The following is a 22,355-nucleotide window of genomic DNA, read 5'->3' on the forward strand; positions in this document are numbered from 1 at the left end:
CCGATTGGCAACCCGGGGAGCGCTAGCGCCTCCCGCTGCGCAGGATCGAGAACAGGATCCACACCCCGCACAGGGCGGCGCCGAGGAAACCCAGCACGCCGAGCGCCATGAGCCACCGGTTGGAAACACCTCCGCCCACGCTGTTCATCACGATCGACGAACCGATGATCAGGGCGGCCGTGATGATGCCCATCGTCAGGCGGTTGGCAGCCCGGTCCACCTGCTCGCCGAACACCTTGAGCGTATCGACCTCGATGTGCATCTGCAGCTTGCCGCGCCGGGCCGACTGCAGCAGCCGATGCACGTCGCGCGGCATGTCGCGCAACAGGTCCACCAGCCCGGACAAGGTCCGTCGTCCGCGCCTTACCAGGACATCGGGCGCATAGCGCTCCAGCATGGCGCGCTCCAGGTAGGGGCGCGCTTCGCTGGCCATGTCGAAATCCGGGTCGAGCTGGCGCCCCATGCCTTCCAGGGTCAGGAACGCCTTGATCATCAACGCCAGGTCCGCAGGCAGGCTGAGGCCGTGCTCGCGCAGCATCGCGGTGACGTCGCCGAGCATGGCACCCATGCGCAGGTCCTTCAGCGGCACGCCGCGATACTGGTCGACGAAGGCACCGGCTGACTCCTGCAAGCGCAGTTCGTCGACGTCGTTGTTTTCCTCGGTCCAGTCGGACAGGACTTCCGCCACGGCTTCCGGGTCGTGTGCGACCAGGCCATGCAGCAGGCGCACGATCTGGAAGCGGCGCTGCTCGGTGACCCGCCCGACCATGCCGAAATCGATCACACCAATGGCGCCGTCCGGCATGTAGAAGATGTTGCCGGGGTGCGGATCAGCATGAAAGAAACCGTCCTCCAGCACCATCTTGAGCACGATCCCCGCCCCGGTGCGCGCGAGCTGCCTGCGGTCCAGTCCCGCCGCATCCACGGCGGCGAGGTCGCGCCCGGGAATGCCGTCCAGGCAGGCCTGCACGTTGAGCCGCTCGCAGGTCCACTCCCAGTAAACACGCGGGATCACGATGTCCTCGCGCCCGGCGAAATTCTGCGCAATGCGCTCGGCATTGCGGCATTCCGCGGCGAAATCCAGCTCGCGGCGCAGCGAGGCGCTGAACTGCTGCACGATGCGCTGGGGATGGTAACGGCGCAGTTCGGGAAGATTCTTCTCGACGATGACGGCCAGGTGCTTCAGCAGCCGGAGATCGGCTTCCACCGTGTCGCGGATGCCGGGGCGGCGTATCTTCAGCACCACCGCGCTGCCGTCGGCCAGCCACGCGCGGTGTGCCTGGGCCAGTGAGGCGGCGGCCAGGGGCTCCTGCTCGATCCGGTCGAAGACCGCTTCGGGATCCGCCCCCAGGTCTTCGCGCAGTTGCGGCAGCACGTCCTCCCATCGCAACGCCGGGACGGCATTCTGCAACTGGCAGAGTTCATCGATCCACGTGGGCGGCAACAGGTCTACCCGGGTGGCCATCACCTGGCCCAGCTTCACGAACGTGGGGCCCAGGTCCTGCAACGTGCAGCGCAGCCGCGCAGGCACGTCCATGCGCAGGCGTCCTTCCTCGACCGCCTGCCAGTGCAGCAGGCGCCCCGCCTTCTCCAGCACGCCGGCCATACCGATGCGCTTGACGACATCGCCGAAGCCCCAGCGGATCAGTACCGACGCGATTTCCTGCAATCGGCCCAGATCGCGCACCGTGCCCAGCGTTTCCCACATCACCGCATTCCTCCGCGGCGGATAACCGCGATCACAGCTTTTCCAACCCGTCGAGCGCGGTCGCTACCGTCTGCCGGCGCACGGCATCGCGATCACCCGAAAACTGGAAAACCTCGGCGCGCGCATAGCCGCCCCGCCGCTTCCAGCCGATCCAGACCGTACCCACTGGCTTGTCCGCGCTACCGCCGCCCGGGCCGGCAATGCCGGTCACGGCCACCGCGACGCTGGCGCCCGAACTCACCAGTGCCCCGGACACCATTTCGATCACCGTCTCGCGGCTGACCGCGCCATGCGTCTCCAGTGTCTGCGGCCGCACGCCCAGCAGGGCCTGCTTGGCTTCATAGCTGTACGCCGCCAAGCCGCAATCGAACCAGTCCGATGAGCCGGCGATATCGGTGACGCACTTGGCGATCCAGCCCCCCGTGCAGCTTTCCGCCGTGACCAGATGATCGCGGCCCTGCCTGAGGCGCTCGCCCAGACGGTGGGCCAGGACGTGCAGTTCTTCATCGGTGGGGACGGACATCATCGGTTCCGGCTGGGGGGCGTGCGTGTTGTAGCCGATTTGTCCGGCGCTGTCGCCCCGCCATGCCGCCCCAAAAGAAAACGGCCCGCCTGGGAGGCGGGCCGTTCGCGATGTTCTGCGAAGGGGATCAGTAACGCACGCGCAGGGTCACGCCATACATGCGGGGTGCGCCGAGGAACGCATTGAAGGTGTTGAACGGGTTGTTCGGCGCCGGCGACACGTTCTGCAGCGGCCCATCGAAGCCGACCTGCACGTAGTCCTCGTCGGTGATGTTGGTGCCCCAGAACTCCAGCATCCAGCGCTGGTCCTGCGCGCCGATGCCGAACCGTGCGTTGGCCACGGCGTAGGCATCCTGCATCTTCTCCGGATCCAGATCGGAGCCGGTGTTGTACTTGGACACGTACTTGGCCCCGATGTTGAAGCGCGCCGTCAGGCTGCCGACGTCCCATTCGTAGGTCAGCGACGCCGAACCGGACCACTTCGGCGCGAAGCTCATCTGCGCGCCGGGCAGCTTGTACAGCGCACCCGTGGGCGCCACGAAATCCCCGCCCGGGATGCTGTCGCCGTACTGCGTGTCGGCGTACATCAGGCCGCCCTGCAGCATGAGGCCGCGGATCGAGCGTGGTTGCCACATCAGCTCGGCATCCAGGCCTTGCGACGTGACTTCCGGGATCGAGCGCACCACGAAGCTGGTGCCGAGGAAGCTGTTGAGCTGGAAGTCCTCGTACTTCTGGTGGAACAGGGTGGCGTTCAACAACAGGTTGCCGTCCAGCCACGTGGTCTTGGCGCCCAGCTCGTAGCTGTCCACGAACTCGCCTGCGAACGAGGTGTCGAGCACCGGCAGGATGCCCGTGCCGCCACTGGACAGGCCGTTGGACGACTGCACGCGATCGAGGTTGAAGCCGCCACCCTTGTAGCCGCGCGCGAACGAACCGTAGGTCATGACGTGCTCGTTCCAGCGGTATGCCGCCTTCAGCGTGCCGGACCATTCCTTCTCTTCACGCTCCTGCACCGTGTCGCGCGTGGGCGCGTTGTGCAGGGGGTTGGCCCACGGCAGGCAGCCGTAGCCGACCACCGTCGGCGCCGCAGCCACCGCCTGTGCCTGGGACAGGCCGCGCGCCATCAGCGCACCCACGACGCCGGCCTGGTTGGCCAGCATCGCGCCGCAGCCCGCACCGCCGTTGGGGTTGCTGTAGTTCGACACCAGCGTCTTCTTCTCGCGGGTGTAGCGCAGGCCCAGGGTAAGGTCGAGCGCATCCGTGGCGTGCCAGGTATTGTTGGTGAACAGCGCCGTGCTCTTGGCGCTCTGCTCGTAGGTATCCAGCGCACCCAGGCCGGCGAACACGGTGCCGAACGGGCGGCCCGTCGCCTGCGACAGGAACAGCGGCGCGGTCGGCGACTGGCCCAGGGCCGGATTGATGATCGACAGCAGCGCAACCGACAGATAGGGCTCGTAGTGCGAGCCGATGCGATAGGTCTCGGTACGGTCCAGGTCCTCGTCGGTGTAGAACGCACCGACCATCCAGTCGATGTGGTCGTTGCCGCCCGTCAGGCGGAACTCCTGGCTGAAGGTCTTGAAGCCGGTGAAGGACTCGTCTTCGTCTGCCACGCGGTACAGGATGTCGGCCGTGCTGAAATCGTAGTCCAGGCCGTTGATCGCCTCCCACTCGCGCTGTGCGGTGATCGATGTCAGCGTGGCGCCACCGAACCAGGACGAATCCCAGTTCACCTCGACCGCCACGCCGTTTTCCTTGATGTCCTGCGTGGTCGGACGGTTGCTGTAGGCCACGCGGTCGAACGGATCGTCGCCCGGCGCGGCAACCGCCTTGCCCCCGACCAGGGCGTTGAGGATCGCGGCCGTGGCACCCACGGTGGTCTGCACCGCCGCGCAGCAGTTTTCCTCACGACTGGTGAAGTCACCGGATACCAGGATTTCCAGGTTCTCCGAGGGCTCCAGCAACAGCTTGCCGCGCACGGTATGGAAGTTCTGGTCGTTGTCGTCGGTTTCCTGGCGCGGGCCGTTGCCCGTGCGGACATCCATCCAGCCGTCGCGCTTGCGCTTGGCCGCATAGATGTTGAACGCACCCGCTTCGCCCAGCGCGTCGTTGTAGCTGGCGGACACGCCGATCGCACCGTAGTTGCCGACCGTGACCTCGCCTTCCGCACTCTGCGTGTAGCTCGGGCGACGGGTCACCACATTGATGACGCCGGCCGAGGTGTTCTTGCCGAACACCGTGCCCTGCGGCCCCTTCAACACCTCGATGCGCTCAAGTTGCCCCAGATCACCGAAGCCGACGCTGTTGCGCGGACGGTACACGCCATCGATCACCACGCCGACCGATGATTCCAGGCCGACGTTGTCGCCCACCGTGCCGACGCCGCGGATACGGGCGGTGGTGATGGCTTCACTCTGGGTGCTGGTGACAGTCAGGCCGGGCACGAGGACCTGCAGGTCCTTGATGTCGCGCACGCCGGTGTCCTGCAGAAGCTGTTCGGACACCGCCGTCACCGCAATCGGCACGTCCTGCATGGCCTCCTCGCGCTTCTGCGCGGTGACCGTCATGGTCGCCAGGGTGGTGGGTTCTTCCTCTGCCGCGGGTGCGGCCTGCTGCGCATACGCATGCGAGCTGGCGCAGAGCGCGGCGAAGACGGCAAGTGAAAGCGCTTTGTGCCTGGGCGATGCGGTGACCATGTTCTCCCCTCCAAGGGTCATGTGCTGGCGACGGGTGCTTGTGTGTTTCTGGATGTAGCGTGCAGTGATGCCGCTGTGGCGAACGCAACTCCCCTTGCGTCAACGCGAAATTAACACCCACTTCACAGCACGGCATTCTGCACTGCGTCGATACGCAGGCCATCACTTTGGCATGGATAAGTCACTGATTTTCCGAACGATCGTGCGGAACTTCGATTACGCCGGTGCTGCTCGCTGTGCCAGCCCCCCTGTTCCACTCCGCGGCCACGCACGCCCAGCCGCTACAATCAGCACCCTTTCGCACTTCCCCTCCCCACAGGCCTCGTGAGCAAAGACAAGTCGGAACACACGCCCCTGATGAAGCAGTTCTTCGCCGCCAAGGCGGAGTACCCGGACCTCCTGCTGTTGTTCCGGATGGGCGACTTCTACGAGCTGTTCTACGACGATGCCCGCAAGGCGGCCCGGCTGCTCGACATCACGCTGACCCAGCGCGGCAGCTCGGGCGGCGCGCCCATCCCGATGGCGGGCGTACCGGTCCACGCCTGCGAGGGTTACCTGGCCCGGCTGGTGGCGCTGGGCGAATCGGTGGCGATCTGCGAGCAGATCGGTGATCCGGCGCTGGCGAAGGGGTTGGTCGAACGGAAAGTGGTGCGCGTGGTCACCCCAGGCACCGTGACCGACGAAGCGCTGCTCAACGAGCGTCGCGATACGCTGCTCATGACCGTCGCGCGTGGCCGCTCGGGCTATGGCCTTGCATGGGCAGACCTGGCCGGCGGTCGCTTCATGGTCAATGAGGTGGAGAGCGACGACGCGCTGGAGGCCGAACTCTCCCGCCTGGAGCCCGCCGAACTGCTGGTTCCCGACGAAGAAGGCTGGCCGGCATTCCTGCAGCAGCGCACGGGCATTCGCCGACGCGCGCCCTGGCTGTTCGATCCCGACAGCGGCCGGCGGCAGTTGCTGAACTTCTTCGGCCTGCACGATCTCAGCGGCTTCGGCATCGACGACAAGCCGCTCGCCACGGGCGCCGCGGGTGCCCTGCTCGGGTACGTGGAAGAAACCCAGAAGCAGCGCCTGCCCCACCTGACCGCGATCGCGGTGGAATCGGCCGGCGATGCCATCGCCATGAACGCAGCCACGCGCCGCCATCTGGAACTCGATACGCGCGTCGACGGCGACACGCGGCACACGCTGCTCGGCGTGCTCGATTCCACCATCACCCCGATGGGGGGACGCTTGCTGCGTCGCTGGCTGCACCGGCCACTGCGCGACCAGCGTGTGCTGGGCGAACGCCACCAGGCCGTGGCCACGCTGATCGAACACGGCACCGACCGCGAACTGCGGACGGGCTTCCGTGCGCTGGGCGATGTGGAACGCATCCTCACCCGCGTGGCGTTGCGCTCCGCGCGGCCGCGCGACCTGTCCACGCTGCGCGACGGCCTTGCCCTGTTGCCGGACGTGCGTTCGCACCTGGTGCCGCTGGACGCGCCGCGCCTGCAGGCGTTGGCCATGGCGCTCGGTGAGCATGCCGATACCGCCTCGCTGCTCCTGGCCGCCATCGCACCGCAACCGCCGCTGAAACTCAGCGATGGTGGCGTGCTGGCCGATGGCTACGATGCCGAACTGGACGAACTGCGCCAACTCAGCACCCACGCGGACCAGTTCCTGATCGACCTGGAGACCCGGGAGCGTGAGAGCAGCGGCATTCCCACGTTGAAGGTGGGCTACAACCGCGTGCACGGCTACTACATCGAGATCAGCAAGGGCCAGGCCGACAAAGCACCGGTGCACTACACCCGACGGCAGACGCTGACCGGCGCCGAGCGCTACATCACCGAGGAGCTCAAGCAGTTCGAGGACAAGGTGCTGTCGGCGCGCGAGCGCTCGCTGTCGCGCGAGAAGCTGCTGTACGACGCGCTGCTGGACACGCTCAACGAGCGACTCGAACCGCTGAAGCGCTGTGCCGCCGCGCTCAGCGAACTCGATGTGCTCGCCGCCTTCGCCGAGCGGGCGCAGGCGCTGGACTGGACCCAGCCGGAACTCAACGATGTGCCGGGCCTGCGGATCGAGCGCGGCCGCCACCCCGTGGTGGAAGCGGTGCGCAAGGAACCCTTCGAGCCCAACGACCTGCACCTGCACGAAGACCGGCGCATGCTGGTGATCACCGGCCCGAACATGGGCGGCAAGAGCACCTACATGCGGCAGAACGCGCTGATCGTGCTGCTCGCCCACATCGGCAGCTTCGTGCCTGCCTCGCGCGCCGTCATCGGCCCGGTCGACCGCATCCTGACCCGCATCGGCGCGGGCGACGATCTCGCACGCGGGCAGTCCACCTTCATGGTGGAGATGGCGGAGACCAGCTACATCCTGCACCACGCCACCGCGCAATCGCTGGTGCTGATGGACGAAATCGGCCGCGGCACGTCGACCTACGATGGCCTGGCACTGGCCGACGCCGTCGCACGCCATCTCGCCGCGACCAACCGCTGCCACACGTTGTTCGCCACCCACTATTTCGAGCTCACCGCGCTGGCCAACGAAACAGGCAGCGGCATCGCCAACGTGCATCTCGATGCCGTCGAACATGGCGATACGCTGGTCTTCATGCACGCGGTGAAGGAAGGCGCCGCGGACCGCAGCTTCGGCCTGCAGGTGGCCGCCCTCGCCGGCCTGCCGAGGACCACGCTGCAGCAGGCCCGTCGCCGCCTGGCCGAACTGGAGCAGCGCGGCCGCGAGACGCACGCCTCGGACATGGCCCCCCAGGCCCTCGATGCACCGCAGCAGTTCGCCTTGTTCGCCGCCCGGCCTTCGGCCGCACAGGAAGCGCTTGCCGCGATCGATCCTGACGAACTGACGCCCAAGCAGGCACTCGAAGCCATGTATCGGCTGAAAGCCCTGCTCTGACCGTTTCGCGAGGACCCCGCGAACGCCATTGGCTGATCCGGTGCATGCCGGCAGGCAGCAGTAGAGTGGGTCGCGCACGCTCGTACAACATCCGCGTAACGTGCGCGGCGTATCGTCGTATGCGCCACCCGGGGATCGTCAGTTGCGCAATGCACCATTGAATCGCGCTATCGAATTCTTCGTCACAAACGATTTTCATTGATCGTTCGCATTGCCTAGTCTGGTCGCCATCCGCCAACGCCCGCAGGACGTCAGCCATGTGCATGCCCGCCATCCGGTACGCCCCGCACGCGCCCACCGTCTCGAAGAACCGCTGGCCCCTTCCGCTCCCCACCCTCCAGCACACGCGGCCGCCCCGCGCCGCTCGCGCGCCGCAGGCATGGCGATCGCAGTCGCCCGCTTGATCCGATTCCTTCCCACCCACACCCGACGGCAAAAGGAAGCACACGCATGACCACCGAATCAAAGTGCCCGTTTCACCAGACCGCTGGCGGCGGCACCGGCAACCGCGACTGGTGGCCCAACCAGCTGCGCGTGGACCTGCTCAACCAGCATTCCTCGCGCTCGAATCCGCTCGACGGCGGCTTCGACTATGCCGAGGCCTTCAACAAGCTCGACTACCACGCGCTGAAGAAGGACCTGCGCGACCTGATGACCGATTCGCAGGACTGGTGGCCGGCCGACTTCGGCCACTACGGTGGTCTGTTCATCCGCATGGCCTGGCACAGTGCAGGCACCTACCGCATCGGCGATGGACGTGGTGGTGGCGGTCGCGGGCAGCAGCGTTTCGCGCCCCTCAACAGCTGGCCGGACAACGTCAGCCTGGACAAGGCGCGCCGCCTGCTGTGGCCGGTCAAGCAGAAGTACGGGCAGAGCATCTCCTGGGCCGACCTGATGATCCTGGCCGGCAACGTGGCGCTGGAAACGATGGGCTTCCGCACCTTCGGTTTCGGTGGTGGCCGCGAAGACACCTGGGAACCCGACCAGGACGTGTACTGGGGTCGGGAAACCACCTGGCTCGGCGGTGACGTGCGCTATGCGCATGGTTCCGAAGGCGTGGAGAAGCCGGCCGATGAAGGCGTGCTGGTCTCCGACGACGATGCCGACGGCGACGTGCACTCGCGCCGGCTGGAGAACCCGCTGGCCGCCGTCCAGATGGGCCTGATCTACGTCAACCCGGAAGGCCCCGATGGCAATCCGGATCCGCTGCTGGCCGCCAAGGACATCCGCGACACCTTCGGCCGCATGGCGATGGACGATGAGGAAACCGTCGCCCTGATCGCGGGTGGCCACACCTTCGGCAAGACCCACGGTGCCGGCCCGGCCGACAACGTGGGCGCCGAGCCGGAAGCGGGCGATCTGGAGCAGCAGGGCTTCGGGTGGCACAACAAGTTCGGCAGCGGCAAGGGCCGCGACACGATCACGTCAGGCATCGAAGTGACCTGGACGCAGACGCCGACGCTGTGGAGCAACAAGTTCTTCGAGAACCTGTTCGGCTTCGAATGGGAACTGGAGAAGTCACCGGCCGGCGCGCATCAGTGGGTTGCCAAGGACGCGCCTGAGGATGTGCCGCACGCACATGACGCATCGAAGAAGCAGCGCGTGAAGATGCTGACCACCGACCTGTCGCTGCGCTTCGATCCGATCTACGGGCCCATCTCCAGGCGCTTCCTGGAGAACCCGCAGTCCTTCGCCGATGCCTTCGCGCGCGCATGGTTCAAGCTGACCCATCGCGACATGGGGCCACGCGTGCGCTACCTCGGCCCGGAGGTACCGAAGGAAGAACTGGTATGGCAAGACCCGCTTCCCAAGGCGGACTACGCCACCGTGGATGCGGCCGACATCGACGCACTGAAGACGAAGATCGCAGCATCGGGACTGTCGGTACCCGAACTGGTCTCGACCGCGTGGGCGTCGGCCTCGACCTTCCGTGGCGGTGACAAGCGCGGTGGCGCCAATGGTGCGCGCATCCGTCTCGCCCCGCAGAAGGACTGGGCCGTCAACCAGCCCGGGCAGCTGGCGAAAGTGCTGAAGACGCTGGAACGCATCCAGATGGAGTTCAACCTCGACGCTGCCGGCGGCAAGAAGATCTCGCTGGCCGACCTGATCGTGCTCGCCGGCGGCGTTGGCGTGGAGCAGGCGACGAAGGCTGGCGGCATCGATGTCAGCGTGCCGTTCCGGCCCGGCCGCACCGATGCGCGCCAGGACCAGACGGACGTCGAATCGTTCGCCGTGCTCGAACCCTTCGCCGACGGCTTCCGCAACTATCTCAAGGGACCCTCGGTGGTGCCGGCCGAACACCTGCTGGTGGATCGCGCCCAGCTGCTGACGCTGACGGCGCCGGAGCTGACGGCCCTGGTCGGCGGCCTGCGCGTGCTGGGTGCGAATGCCGAGGGTGGCAGCGAGGGCGTGTTCACCGACAGGCCGGGCGTGCTGAGCAATGACTTCTTCGTCAACCTGCTCGACATGGGCACGGAATGGAAAGCGACCGGCGCGAACCGCTATGAAGGCCGCGATCGCAAGACCGGGGCCGCGAAATGGACCGGTACGCGCGTGGACCTGGTGTTCGGCTCGAACTCCGTCCTGCGCGGGCTCGCCGAGGTTTACGCCAGCGCCGACGGCATGGAAAAACTGGCGAAGGACTTCGTCGCCGCCTGGACCCGGGTGATGGAACTGGACCGCTTCGACCTCAAGTAAGGCGATCGGCCCGATCAGCGCTCGCGTCGCTCTGTCAACGCCGCATGCCCCGAAAGGTATGCGGCGTTGCTGTTTCCGCCGGTCGGCCGACCGCTAGTGTGAGTCGGCGACGGGTCAGATTGGCGCTAGCATGATGCGCCGCTTCCCACCGCGTCCAGGAGGACGACCGCACCATGAGCAACGCATCCCTCGCAGAAGACCTCTTCGCCCAATTGCAGGGCGCGCCGCTGCAACAGGTGTCGCAGCAACTGGGTATCGGCCAGATGCAGGCATCCAGCGCCATCGGCGCCGCACTCCCGCTGCTGTTGGGCGCATTGGGTCGCAACGCGGCGCAGCCGCAGGGTGCGGAGGCGCTCTTCGGTGCCCTGCAACGCAACCACGGCGGGCTGGACATCGGCAGTGTGCTGGGCGCGGTGCTGGGTGGCGCTTCTTCGCCGCAGGCCAACGGTGCGGGCATCCTCGGGCATGTCTTCGGCGGCCAGCAGAACCGTGCCGAACTGGGCCTGGGCCAGGCGACCGGGCTGGGTGGCGAACGTGCAGGCCAGTTGTTGAAGATCCTCGCCCCCATCGTGCTCGCCTTCCTCGCCCAGCGCATGAGCCAGGGCAGCGCGCAGAACAATCCGCTGGGACTGGCTGAAGTGCTGGGACAGGAACAGCGCCAGGTACAGCAACAGGGCGGTCTGGGCGGCGGATTGCTTGGCGCCGTGCTGGACCAGGACGGCGATGGCCAACTCGGCTTGGGCGATATCCTCAAGATCGGCAGCGGCATGTTCGGCGGCGGACGCTGATCCGCTTCCACGTAGCGCACAGTTGCAACCAGGAAGGGCGCCATCGGCGCCCTTCTTCCGTTTCAGGCGCGGGTACCGCTACAGCGCATCGATGTCGCCCAACGCACGGATCAGGCGACGCGCGCGCTTGTCCGGTCGCGACTGCGGCGCCTGGTAACCGGCACGCTCCGCACGGCGCGCCGCGAGTGCGGCCTCACGCCGCTGCCTGGAGGCTGCCGATTCGGAATACAGCGCCTGCGCCACCGCGGCCGAACCGCGACGGTCACTCAGCGCAAGCACCTCGATCTCGAAGACCTCCTCACCTCGCGTGATCACCAGCACATCGCCCACGCGCACCGCACGCGACGACTTCGCGCGCTGCCCGGCCGCGTCGACCTTGCCGGTCTCGACCGCCTGCTTGGCCAGGCTTCGGGTCCTGAAGAAGCGTGCTGCCCAGAGCCAGAGGTCCAGGCGCACGGTTGCAGTGGGGAGTTCAGTCATCGTGATCGAGGAACAACAGGTGCATGAGCGTCATTCCGCTGCGGAATCCACCCGCCGGAAACGCGAACGGCCACCCGGAGGTGGCCGTTCCTGCAGCGCTATCCAGCCAGCCGTTACTCGGCGGCGGAAGCCGCAGCAGCGGCGGCCTGGCGGGCGACCTTGGCGGCGGCGTTGGCAGCCAGATCTTCCTTGATGCGGGCGGCCTTGCCTTCCAGTTCGCGCAGGTAGTACAGCTTGCCGGCGCGGACCTTGCCGCGGCGCTTCACTTCGACCGAGTCGATGGTGGCGCTGTGGGTCTGGAACACGCGCTCGACGCCGTAGCCGTGCGAGATCTTGCGGACGGTGAACGCGGAGTTCAGGCCGGCGTTCTTCTTGGCGATGACAACGCCTTCGTACGCCTGCACGCGCTCACGGTTGCCTTCCTTCACTTTCACGTTGACGACCACGGTGTCACCGGGGCCGAACGCGGGCAGCTCGCGCGTGATCTGGGAGGCTTCGAATTCCTGGAGGAGCTTGCTCATGTTGGCACCAATGCTTGTATGCGTGATTGTGTCTTGCGACAACGAAAACTGATGCAGTCGCCGAATTGCGCCGCACGATATTGTTATGGGATCCGGGGGCGTGAACCGCCCAAGGGTCGCGCATTCTACCGGATTCCCGGCCAGACTGGCTACCCTGCCCCGTCCCTGCCGGCCTGACCTGCCCGGAAGGCCGCCAGCAGGGCCTTGTCAGCCTTGGTCAGGCCCGCCTCTTCCAGCAGGTCGGGCCGGCGCAACCAGGTGCGCCCCAGCGCCTGCTGGCGACGCCAGCGGGCGATGGCGGCATGGTCGCCGGATCGCAGGACCGCCGGGACGTCACCCAACGGGTGGCTGGACGGGTGGGTGAAATGGGGGCAATCGAGCAGGCCATCGCCTTCGAAACTGTCCTGGATGGCCGAATCCGCATCGTTCAGCGCGCCGTCCTGCAGACGGCCGACCGCGTCGATGACCACGGCGGCCGCCAGTTCTCCCCCGGACAGCACGTAGTCACCGATGGACAGTTCCTCGTCCACCTCGGCATCGAGGAAACGCTCGTCCACGCCCTCATAGCGGCCGCACAGCAGGATGATGCGCGGCAGCGCGGCCAGTTCGCGCGCCTTCTTCTGGGTCAGCGGCGCACCCTGGGGGCTCAGGTAGATCAGGGGCGCCGGCGCGGCGTCCGCGGCGCGGACCGCCTCCAGGCAGGCCTGCAGCGGCTCGATCATCATCACCATCCCGGGACCGCCACCGAAGGGACGATCATCCACGCGGCGATAGCCGCCGCTGGCGTAGTCGCGCGGGTTCCAGCCATGCAGCGACAGCAGCCCGCGTTCCTGCGCGCGCCCGACCACGCCCACGGCGGCTGCCTGGGCGATGAACTCGGGGAACAGGGTCATGACGTCGATACGCATGGCGATCGGCTGCAACTTGGGTGGGGACGCAGGGTAACCGCCACGGCGGTCGCCCGCGAGGCGGCTAGAACTCGGGATCCCAGTCCACGGTGACCACGCCCGCCTCGAAATCCACGGAGCGGACGTAATCGGGATCGACGAACGGAATCAGGCGCTCGCGGTCGCCCCGCGCCACCAGCACGTCGTTGGCACCGGTCGAGAACAGGTGCGAGACGGTGCCGAAATCGGTGCCGTCCACGTTGACCACGCGCAGGCCTTCCAGATCGACCCAGTAGAACTCGCCGGCACTCGGCGGCGGCAGTGCGGAACGCGGGACGAAGATCTCCAATCCGCGCATGGCCTCCACCTCATCTCGGTCTTCCACGCCCGGCAGCGTGGTCACCAGGTGCTTGCCGGATGCCTTGCCACGGGCCCCCGTGAATTCGCGTTCGGCGCCGCTGGCGTCGCGCAGCGTCCACGGCTGGTAGCGGAAGATGGCCTCGCGCGGCTCGGTCCAGGATTCGATCTTGATCTGGCCACGCACACCAAAAGCGCCCAGAAGCCTTCCCAGCAGAATCATCTTCTGCGGGGTCGGTGGGCGCTCGGTGTTCATGCGTACGGAAGGCCGCGCGGTCTGCGCGGCCAAGGCCATCAGGCCGCCGGAGCGGTCTTGATTTCCTTGTACAGGTTGCGGACCTTCTCGGTCAGCTGCGCACCGTTGCCGACCCAATGGTCGACACGGGCCACGTCGAGTTCGACGCGCTTTTCGTTGCCGGCGGCGACCGGGTTGTAGTAACCCACGCGCTCGATGTTGCGGCCGTCGCGCGCGCTGCGCGAGTCGGTGACGATGATGTGGTAGAAGGGGCGCTTCTTAGCGCCGCCGCGGGTGAGACGGATCTTGACCATGGTGTTTTCCAGTGTTGCCCAGTCGCCAGAATGGCGAGGTAAGCCGGCTATTCTAAGCCATTGAATCGGTCAGGAAAACCCACCCCCGGACAGGTCGCCCGGACGGTCAGGCCAGCGGCTCCCAGGGCATGACATCCAGCGCCTTCTTCAATACCCCCATGAGGGCGGTATCAAGGCCCCATGCGACGCCATCGACGGCCACCACCGGCTGCAGGCCACTGGCATTGCAGGCGAATCCCGCCCGGTACCGGCCCAGCTCGGCCAGCGGGATAGGCCCGCACCGCTGCGGGACGCCCACCTCTTCCAGCGCCTGGCGCAGCAACCGCTCGGCCGTGCCGCGCAATGCAGGTCCCTCGGGCCAGGTCACCGTTTCTCCGTCCCACAGGCCCAGGTTCCAGATCGATCCCTCGACCACCTGCCCGGCCGGATCGACGAACAGCGCGTCGTCGTACCCGTCCGCCAGCGCCTGGCGGCGGTAGTGGAATAGCGGAAATGTCCCCACGTGCTTGTACTGCGGCAAGGGACGTACGAACGGATAGGACTTCACCCGCAGTGCGGGCTTGTCCGGCGATGACGGCGGCGCCAGCGACACCAGCACGTCGGGGGTGACGCTTCGCGCAGGATCGCGGTAGTCGAAACGGGTGGAGAACACGGTGATGCGCAAGGACGCATCGCGCAACCCGGCTTCCTGCATCGCGCGTGCGGCCTGCTTCAGCGCATCGTCGCCGTCCAGTCGCGTGCCGAACAGCCCCTGCGTCGCCTCTTCGAGACGCCGCCGGTGCAATGCACGACCCTGCACGGCGCCATCGCGCACCTGCATCGAGGTGAAGTGGCCGTAGTTGGCTAGCGCCAGCGCGCGCAGGTCGTCGGCAGTGGCGGGTTGACCGTTGAGGGAAGCGGAGGTCATGCGGCGTCTGGCTCTTTCAATGTAGGAGCGACGTGAGTCGCGACCGCGAGAACGAAAACACCATGGAGGCCGACAGCATCCGGTCGCGACTCACGTCGCTCCTACAGAAGGCGAGCTCTCAACGGAACGGCATGCCGCCGCGCGCGCCCATCATGCCCTTCATGTTGCGCATCAGGCCCTTCATGCCGCCGCCGGCCAGCTTGCCCATCATTTTTTCCATCTGCTGGTACTGCTTCATCAGCTTGTTGACGTCGGCCGGGGTCAGGCCGGCGCCCTTGGCGATGCGGGAACGGCGCGAACCGTTCAGCAGCGCGGGATTGCGGCGCTCCTTCTTCGTCATCGAGTTGATGATGGCGATCATGCGCGGCACTTCCTTGCCCTGCTGTACCTGCTGCTTCACGTGCTCGGGGATCTGGCCCATGCCGGGCAGCTTGTCCATCAGGCCGCTGATGCCGCCCATGTTCTGCATCTGCTCCAACTGGTCGCGCATGTCGTTGAGGTCGAACTTCTTTCCCTTGATGACCTTGGCCGCCAGCTTCTCGGCCTTCTCGCGATCGACGTTCTGCTCGACCTGCTCCACCAGCGACAGCACGTCGCCCATGTCGAGGATGCGGTTGGCCACGCGCTCGGGATGGAACACGTCCAGCCCGTCGGGCTTCTCGCCCACGCCGATGAACTTGATCGGCTTGCCGGTGATGTAGCGCACCGACAGCGCCGCGCCACCGCGCGCATCACCATCGGTCTTGGTCAGCACCACACCGGTCAGCGGCAGCGCTTCGCTGAAGGCCTTGGCGGTGTTGGCGGCGTCCTGGCCGGTCATCGCGTCGACGACGAACAGCGTTTCCACCGGCTTCACCGCCGCGTGCAGGCCCTTGATCTCGGCCATCATGGCTTCGTCGATCGCCAGGCGGCCGGCGGTATCGACGATCAGCACGTCGACGAAGGACTTGCGCGCATCATCGATGGCGGCGCGGACGATGGCTTCCGGCTTCTGTCCGGCATCGGACGGGAAGAACAGCACGTCCACCTGCTGGGCCAGCGTCTTCAGCTGCTCGATGGCGGCCGGGCGGTAGATGTCCGCACTGACCACCATCACCTTCTTCTTGCGCTTCTCGCGCAGGTGCTTGGCCAGCTTGCCGACGGTCGTGGTCTTGCCCGCGCCCTGCAGGCCGGCCATCAGGATGACGGCGGGCGCGGGCACGTTGAGGTTCAGGTCGCTGGCCTGCGAGCCCATCACCGCGGTCAGCTCATCGCGCACGACCTTGATCAACGCCTGACCCGGGGTCAGCGACTTCAGCACTTCCTGGCCGACCGCGCGCACCTTGATGCGCTCGATCAGCGCCTGCACCACCGGCAGCGCCACGTCGGCTTCCAGCAGGGCGATGCGGACTTCGCGGGTAGCCTCGCGGATGTTCTCCTCGCTCAGGCGGCCGCGGCCACGGAGGCGTTCGATGGTGCCGGAGAGGCGCTGGGTCAGGGATTCGAACATGGGGGAAGGGACCGGGGAAAATCGGACCGGAATTATATGCGGTCGCGCCGCGCCCGCCCCCTGCCTTCCTGCCGGCCCGCTGTGCGACACTGCTCCGATGACAGTCATTCTCATTGCCGTCGCGCTTTACCTGTTCGCCACCGGCCTGCTGGTCCGCTCCGTCGGCCGTGATCCGGGCGAAGGCATGCGCCTGTGGCTGTGGCCCGCGGTCGGCGGCGTGCTGCTGCATGGTGCCTACCACCTGCTGGTGGCCTGGCGGACGCCGGGCGGCCCGGACATGCACTTCTTCGCGGCCCTGTCCCTCGTGTCGCTGGGCATGGCGGTAATGACCCTGTTGGTCGCCATCCAGGGCCGCATGGCCGCCCTCGGCGTCGTGGCGTTCCCGTTGGCCGCGTTGCTGCTGGTGGTCTACCACCTGTACGGGCACCGGGCCTCCAGCGGGCTGGACTGGCGCCTGCAACTGCACGCCTGGCTCGCGCTGCTCGCCTACGCGGCGCTGGCCATCGCCGCCTTGCTGGCGCTTATGTTGTGGGCGCAGGAACGCGCCCTGCGCCGCCGCCAATTCCATCTCTGGCTGCGCGCCCTTCCACCGCTGACCGAACTGGAAGACCTGCTGTTCCGCACGATCACGGTCGGCTTCATCCTGCTGACCGCCACGCTGCTGACCGGCGTGCTCTTCGTCGAGAACTTCCTGATCCAGAAGCTCACCCACAAGACCGTGCTGAGCGTGCTGTCGTGGCTGACCTTCGGCGCCCTGCTGGTCGGACGCTGGCGCTACGGCTGGCGCGGTGCGAAGGCCGTGCACTGGACGCTGACGGCCATGGCGCTGTTGCTGCTGGCGTTCTTCGGCAGCAAGTTCGTGTACGAGATGGTGCTGAGGCGGGCTTGAGTACGCCGCTGGGCGACCGGATCCTGAAGGTCGATCACGCGGGCGAACACGGCGCGGTCAACATCTATCGTGCACAGATCCTGGTGTCGCAGTGGACCGCGCCGCAGCTGGTGCCACTGCTCCGGCATTTCCTCGATCACGAACTCGGTCATCACACCCTGTTTCAAGATCGCCTCCAGGCACGCGGTGTCCGTCGCTGCCGCAGCTATGCGCTGTGCGGTGTCGGCGGCTGGACGTTGGGACTGGTGACCGGCCTGCTGGGACCATCCGCCATCGCGGCCACCACGTATGCCGTCGAAAGCGTGGTGCTGCGGCACCTGATGGCGCAACGGCAGCAGCTCGCGTCCACCGACGCGGATGCCTTCGATGCGGTGTCTCGTATCGTCGTGGAAGAACAGGAGCATCACGATCACGGCCGTGACGCGATGCACTCCGGCGCTTTCTGGCCGCCGATCCTGACCCCGATCGTGCGCGTCTCGACGGAAGCGGTGATCTGGCTGGGAATGCGGCTCTGATGCTCGTCGCGACCTGCTTCTTGTAGGAGCGACGTCAGTCGCGACCGCGAGATCGACACACCTTGGAGGGTTGGCGCGCGCGTCAGCCGTGCGGTCGCGACTTACGTCGCTCCTACAAGGGATCCGCGCCCTGCCCTACTCCGCCGCCGCTTCCAGCGCCTGCGACAGCCGCTCCACGGCCACCACCTCCAGTCCCTTGAACGCGCCCGACTTCGGTGCGTTGCCCTTGGGCACGATGGCGCGCTTGAAGCCGTGCGTGGCCGCTTCGCGCAGACGCTCCTCGCCGTTGGGCACGGGGCGGATCTCGCCGGACAGGCCCACTTCGCCGAAGGCCACGGTCTTCTCGGCCAGGGGACGGTCACGCAGGGATGACAGCACGGCCAGCAGCACCGGCAGGTCGGCCGCGGTTTCCTGCACGCGGATGCCGCCGACGACATTCACGAACACGTCCTGGTCGCCCACCACCACGCCGCCGTGACGGTGCAGCACGGCCAGCAGCATGGCCAGGCGGTTCTGCTCCAGGCCCACCGCCACGCGGCGCGGGTTGGACAGCGGCGAGCTATCCACCAGCGCCTGCACCTCCACCATCAGTGGGCGCGTGCCTTCGCGGGTGACCAGCACACAGCTGCCGGGCTGTTGGGTGCTGCCGCCGGACAGGAAGATCGCCGACGGGTTGGGGACTTCCTTCAGCCCCTTCTCGCCCATGGCGAACACGCCCAGTTCGTTGACCGCACCGAAGCGGTTCTTGAAGGCACGCAGCACGCGGAACCGGCTGCCGCTCTCGCCTTCGAAATACAGCACGGCGTCCACCATGTGCTCCAGCACGCGCGGGCCGGCGATGCCGCCCTCCTTGGTCACGTGGCCGACCAGGAACACGGCCGTGCCGGTCTCCTTGGCGTAGCGCACCAGCCGTGCCGCACTCTCGCGCACCTGGCTGACCGAGCCGGGGGCGGCGGTCAGCGACTCGGTCCACAGGGTCTGCACGGAATCGGCCACGATCAGCTTCGGCCGTGCCACCGAGGCGTGCTGCAGGATGTTCTCGATGCCGGTTTCGGCCAGGGCCTGCAGGTTGTCCAGCGGCAGGTCCAGGCGCACGGCGCGGCCGGCGACCTGGGCCAGCGACTCCTCGCCGGTGACGTACAGCGCCGGCAGGCTGGCCGACATCTTCGCCACGGCCTGCAGCAGCAGGGTGGACTTGCCAATGCCCGGGTCGCCGCCCACCAGCACCACCGCACCCTCCACCAGGCCGCCGCCCAGCACGCGGTCGAACTCGCCGATGCCGGTGGTCACGCGCGCTTCCTCGCTGTGGCGCACGTCCTTCAGCGCGGTGACCTTCGGCGCCTCGGCCTTGCCGGCCCAGCCGGAGCGACGGGCGGCGGCGGGCGCACTGGCGGCGGTTTCCAGCACGATCTCGCTGAGGGAATTCCACGCCCCGCAGTCGGCGCACTGGCCCTGCCATTTGCTGTGGTCGGCACCGCATTCACCGCAGACGAAGGCAGTACGGGTCTTCGTGGAAATCTTGGCCACCGGAACGCTCATGCTCGAATGAGCACCTACTGTAGCTGCCTGCAATCTCGTCTGGCGAGATCCGTCGCAAGCGGACGAGACGACCACGTCACGGACGCGTGGGTTGGCGCACTCCCTCACCTCGCGAACACGCGGTCGCCTGTGCCCGGTGCGAACCGCACTCGCAGAAGGCGACTCCTATCGCTTTCATTGAGCGGCTGAATCACTCGCGCGCCGTGGTGTCGCCGGACAGCGTTAACACCACGCGAAACCCGCCACTTCTCGACATACGGTAGGCCGGCGCATCGCCATCGGCGCGTTGGCATTCACGCGATGTCGCTGCAAACGTCGCGGTCGTGTCTTGCGATCACGGTTCCCGGAAGACGCCATCGCGTCCATCGCACGTGGTGCCGGCGGCATGCCCCTGCCATGTCGTCGGCACTCCACTTCCGAAAATGGAGATTCACCATGCCCGTCAAGAAGAAGACTTCCGCAAAGACCGCGTCCACGCACGCCTACGGCAAATGCAGTTACAGCTACGGCGCGTCACCGGCCAGTTGGCCGCAGCACGGCTACGATCCCCGCAACGAGACGCCGCCGCCCAAGGGACCGGTGTTCGATCCCGGCCGGTTCGGGCGCATGTTTCCGAACCTGCCCGGACTGGTGGTGGACGATGCGGCCCTCGCAGCGCTGGGCGATGCCATGCGTGACCCGGCCGGCGCGGATCCCACCCGCGACAACCCCGGCATCCCTTCCGGCTTCACGTATCTCGGTCAGTTCATCGATCACGACATCACCTTCGACCCCACCGCCATGCCGGAAGTGCTGGTGGATCCGCAGGCGGTGTTCAATTTCCGGACGCCCAAGCTGGATCTCGATTCGGTGTATGGAACCGGCCCGTCCACGCAGCCGTATCTGTACGAACCCGGCCGGCGCAAACTGCGCGCGGGTGCCACGCAGACGGGCCAGGGCGATGCATCGATCCCCGCCGGCATGCCGAACGATCTGCTGCGGCTCAATGGCACGGCGGTGATCGGCGATCCGCGCAACGATGAGAACCTGGTGGTCGCGCAGACCCACCTCGCCTTCATCAAGTTGCACAACAAGTGCGTCGACAAGCTGGAGGCGGAGGGCTTTCCGCAAGCTGGCCTGTTCACCGAGGCGCGGAAGCTGGTCACCTGGCACTACCAGCGGATGGTGATCGACGATTTCCTGGGACGGCTGTGCGATGCCGCCGTGCTGGCCGACGTGGTGCAGAACGGTCGCCGGTTCTTCGATTTCGCCGGCGAGGCGTTCATGCCGGTGGAGTTTTCGGTGGCGGCGTACCGCTTCGGGCATTCGCAGGTACGCAATGCGTACAACTACAACCGCGTGTTCAATTTCGGTAGCCAGAGGCCTGCGACGCTGGCGCTGCTGTTCCGCTTCAGCGGCGTGTCGGGCAGCGGCAACACGGCGGACATCCCGGTGCCCAGCGACTGGATCATCGACTGGCGGCGCTTCTACGATCTGCCCGGCGGCGGGGTGACGCCCGACGCCACGCGCAAGATCGATCCGCTGCTGGCGGCGGAGTTGCACGGCCTGCCGAATGGGGGTGGTTCGCTGCCCACGCGCAATCTGATGCGCGGTGTGCGCATGGGCCTGCCCTCGGGCCAGGCGGCGGCGGCGGCCATGCAGCTGACCCCGTTGACCCCGCAGGAGCTGGGCGGCGGGCCGGATGGACAGGTGCTCATTGCGCAGGGGTTGGGGAGCAATACCCCGCTCTGGTACTACCTGTTGAAGGAGGCCCAGGTGCAGCAGAACGGTGATCGGCTGGGCCAGGTGGGCAGCCGGATCGTGGCGGAGACGTTCATCGGGCTGCTGGACAGCGATGCGCTGTCGTTCCGTCGGCAGAATCCGCTGTTCGAGCCCAGCCTGTTCAAACCGGGGGCCACGCCCACGGCGGCGGGCCGGTACACCATGGCGGACCTGCTGACCTTCGTGGACGAGATCAACCCGATCGGGGACTGAGCCGGCGGGCCGTGCTGTGAGCTGAAAGCAGAAGGGCCGCCCCTGCGGGCGGCCCTTCTGGTGCAGCTGGTGCCGGAAATAGGAATCGAACCTACGACCTACGCATTACGAATGCGCCGCTCTACCAACTGAGCTATTCCGGCGGAGCCGCGAATTTTAGGGGTTGGGGTGGGGGCGGGTCAATGTGGGGGTGTCGGGAATGGGGTGGTAAGCCGCTGGGAAGCCGGGGGGGGCGAATGCGTGGGTTACATGCCTCGCCATCGTCCAACATGTTGGGGTTCGCAAGCTCACCCCAACCTATGGCCCTGACTGCCGTCAGTTCTTCTCTCGAACGACTGGCAGGTAGGCTCGATATGTATCCTGTACCACTTGGGTAAGCTTATCTATCGTAGCGCCTTGGATGTTTTCCAGGACTGTCGGGCATACGACTGCGGGGTCGAACTGCTTAAACTTGCCGAGCGCGCCATCATTGAACGTTTGTACGCGCTGTTGTATCGCTTCTTGCATAGGCGTATTGAACTCAGGATCGTCATTCAATTGCTCCATTAGGGGCTTATTCGCCTCGCTAAGTTTGACGACAAATCCCGCCCTTTCCTTCATCAACGATTCCCTTAGCTCGGGGAGCTTATGGGAACAATGCTCAATGATTGGGTCCAACGTGCGCGCTGGCATCGAAAGCAGGTAGCGACCGACTGTCTCGGGCTCCCCATCAAGTTTCTGCAAATCCTGTGCATGCAGGCTTCCCGTGAAGACCGCAAACGACCAACCAAGGATCGACGAGACTCGGATCATTGTTCACCCCCACTTTCCCGAATTATGCCAGCAGTCCAACTGCAGCCTGAGGTGAATCTTATGCGGCAATGGCCCGAAAATGCGAAGCCGGCACTAAGCCAACTTACGCCCCAAACGTCGATTTCGCGCTTGGACGCATATCATCCG

At 66.6% G+C, this 22,355-nt stretch carries 18 protein-coding genes and 1 tRNA gene; 6 read left to right on the top strand and 13 right to left on the bottom strand.

The window, feature by feature from the left end; translation table 11 throughout:
* Nucleotides 1-22: 22 nt before the first annotated feature.
* From IB223_RS09990 to IB223_RS10000, 3 genes are all read right to left on the bottom strand, one after another.
* Entirely contained in the window at nucleotides 23-1,708 is a 1,686-nt protein-coding gene (locus IB223_RS09990; RefSeq protein ID WP_192201521.1) for an AarF/UbiB family protein, read from the bottom strand.
* A 31-nt stretch (nucleotides 1,709-1,739) separates the two neighbouring features.
* Nucleotides 1,740-2,231, bottom strand: coding sequence for a CinA family protein (locus IB223_RS09995; protein WP_192201522.1), 492 nt, complete (start codon nucleotides 2,229-2,231; stop codon nucleotides 1,740-1,742).
* A 127-nt stretch (nucleotides 2,232-2,358) separates the two neighbouring features.
* Nucleotides 2,359-4,923 carry a TonB-dependent receptor gene (locus IB223_RS10000; protein WP_192201523.1) on the bottom strand — a complete coding sequence of 855 codons (2,565 nt, stop codon included), beginning with the start codon at nucleotides 4,921-4,923 and terminating at the stop codon, nucleotides 2,359-2,361.
* A gap of 357 nt (nucleotides 4,924-5,280) precedes the next feature.
* Here IB223_RS10000 and mutS point away from each other — a divergent pair, with 357 nt between their 5' ends.
* The 3 genes from mutS (at nucleotide 5,281) to IB223_RS10015 (ending at nucleotide 11,309) form a co-directional block, all read left to right on the top strand.
* Nucleotides 5,281-7,824, top strand: a complete 2,544-nt coding sequence (gene mutS, locus IB223_RS10005) for a DNA mismatch repair protein MutS (RefSeq protein WP_192201524.1) — start codon at nucleotides 5,281-5,283, stop codon at nucleotides 7,822-7,824.
* A 450-nt stretch (nucleotides 7,825-8,274) separates the two neighbouring features.
* Entirely contained in the window at nucleotides 8,275-10,521 is a 2,247-nt protein-coding gene (katG, locus tag IB223_RS10010) for a catalase/peroxidase HPI (RefSeq protein WP_192201525.1), read from the top strand.
* 173 nt (nucleotides 10,522-10,694) lie between these two features.
* Complete coding sequence (locus IB223_RS10015; RefSeq protein WP_192201526.1) at nucleotides 10,695-11,309, top strand: DUF937 domain-containing protein; 615 nt, start codon at nucleotides 10,695-10,697, stop codon at nucleotides 11,307-11,309.
* Nucleotides 11,310-11,387: 78 nt separating this feature from the next.
* Here IB223_RS10015 and IB223_RS10020 read toward each other — a convergent pair whose 3' ends face one another.
* The 7 genes from IB223_RS10020 to ffh all read right to left on the bottom strand — a co-directional run bounded on the left by IB223_RS10020 (nucleotide 11,388) and on the right by ffh (nucleotide 16,499).
* On the bottom strand, nucleotides 11,388-11,789 hold the full coding sequence (locus tag IB223_RS10020; RefSeq protein ID WP_192201527.1) for an RNA-binding S4 domain-containing protein: 402 nt from the start codon (nucleotides 11,787-11,789) through the stop codon (nucleotides 11,388-11,390).
* Nucleotides 11,790-11,902: 113 nt separating this feature from the next.
* On the bottom strand, nucleotides 11,903-12,310 hold the full coding sequence (gene rplS, locus IB223_RS10025; protein ID WP_192201528.1) for a 50S ribosomal protein L19: 408 nt from the start codon (nucleotides 12,308-12,310) through the stop codon (nucleotides 11,903-11,905).
* 149 nt (nucleotides 12,311-12,459) lie between these two features.
* Complete coding sequence (gene trmD, locus IB223_RS10030) at nucleotides 12,460-13,218, bottom strand: tRNA (guanosine(37)-N1)-methyltransferase TrmD (RefSeq protein ID WP_192201529.1); 759 nt, start codon at nucleotides 13,216-13,218, stop codon at nucleotides 12,460-12,462.
* Between the two features lie 64 nt (nucleotides 13,219-13,282).
* The gene (gene rimM, locus IB223_RS10035) at nucleotides 13,283-13,810 is read right to left on the bottom strand and encodes a ribosome maturation factor RimM (protein ID WP_225590993.1); all 528 of its coding nucleotides are present in this window, start codon (nucleotides 13,808-13,810) and stop codon (nucleotides 13,283-13,285) included.
* A gap of 38 nt (nucleotides 13,811-13,848) precedes the next feature.
* The gene (gene rpsP, locus IB223_RS10040; protein ID WP_142124374.1) at nucleotides 13,849-14,103 is read right to left on the bottom strand and encodes a 30S ribosomal protein S16; all 255 of its coding nucleotides are present in this window, start codon (nucleotides 14,101-14,103) and stop codon (nucleotides 13,849-13,851) included.
* Between the two features lie 106 nt (nucleotides 14,104-14,209).
* The gene (locus tag IB223_RS10045) at nucleotides 14,210-15,010 is read right to left on the bottom strand and encodes an aminotransferase class IV family protein (protein ID WP_192201531.1); all 801 of its coding nucleotides are present in this window, start codon (nucleotides 15,008-15,010) and stop codon (nucleotides 14,210-14,212) included.
* Between the two features lie 118 nt (nucleotides 15,011-15,128).
* Nucleotides 15,129-16,499 (bottom strand): signal recognition particle protein, encoded by a 1,371-nt coding sequence (ffh, locus tag IB223_RS10050; protein WP_192201532.1) that lies wholly within the window; start codon nucleotides 16,497-16,499, stop codon nucleotides 15,129-15,131.
* A 97-nt stretch (nucleotides 16,500-16,596) separates the two neighbouring features.
* Between ffh and ccsA the strand changes: the two genes are divergently transcribed.
* On the top strand, nucleotides 16,597-17,388 hold the full coding sequence (gene ccsA / locus IB223_RS10055; RefSeq protein WP_192201533.1) for a cytochrome c biogenesis protein CcsA: 792 nt from the start codon (nucleotides 16,597-16,599) through the stop codon (nucleotides 17,386-17,388).
* On the top strand, nucleotides 17,385-17,903 hold the full coding sequence (locus IB223_RS10060) for a demethoxyubiquinone hydroxylase family protein (RefSeq protein ID WP_225590994.1): 519 nt from the start codon (nucleotides 17,385-17,387) through the stop codon (nucleotides 17,901-17,903). The genes ccsA and IB223_RS10060 overlap by 4 nt, the downstream gene beginning before the upstream one ends.
* Before the next feature lie 135 nt (nucleotides 17,904-18,038).
* On the opposite strand, the gene radA is transcribed toward IB223_RS10060, so the two are convergent.
* A complete protein-coding gene (gene radA / locus IB223_RS10065) occupies nucleotides 18,039-19,430 on the bottom strand; it encodes a DNA repair protein RadA (protein WP_343227185.1) in 1,392 nt (463 codons plus the stop codon).
* Between the two features lie 447 nt (nucleotides 19,431-19,877).
* Here radA and IB223_RS10070 point away from each other — a divergent pair, with 447 nt between their 5' ends.
* Nucleotides 19,878-21,416, top strand: coding sequence for a heme peroxidase family protein (locus tag IB223_RS10070; RefSeq protein WP_192201535.1), 1,539 nt, complete (start codon nucleotides 19,878-19,880; stop codon nucleotides 21,414-21,416).
* A 67-nt stretch (nucleotides 21,417-21,483) separates the two neighbouring features.
* Here IB223_RS10070 and IB223_RS10075 read toward each other — a convergent pair.
* Together IB223_RS10075 and IB223_RS10080 are read right to left on the bottom strand one after the other, a co-directional pair.
* Nucleotides 21,484-21,559 (bottom strand) — tRNA-Thr (locus tag IB223_RS10075).
* A 172-nt stretch (nucleotides 21,560-21,731) separates the two neighbouring features.
* Nucleotides 21,732-22,208: a hypothetical protein gene (locus IB223_RS10080; RefSeq protein ID WP_192201536.1), complete on the bottom strand. Its 477-nt coding sequence runs from the start codon at nucleotides 22,206-22,208 to the stop codon at nucleotides 21,732-21,734.
* Between the last annotated feature and the right edge of the window lie 147 nt (nucleotides 22,209-22,355).

The organism is Pseudoxanthomonas sp. PXM03, from assembly GCF_014852005.1.
In the GTDB taxonomy this organism is placed as follows: domain Bacteria; phylum Pseudomonadota; class Gammaproteobacteria; order Xanthomonadales; family Xanthomonadaceae; genus Pseudoxanthomonas_A.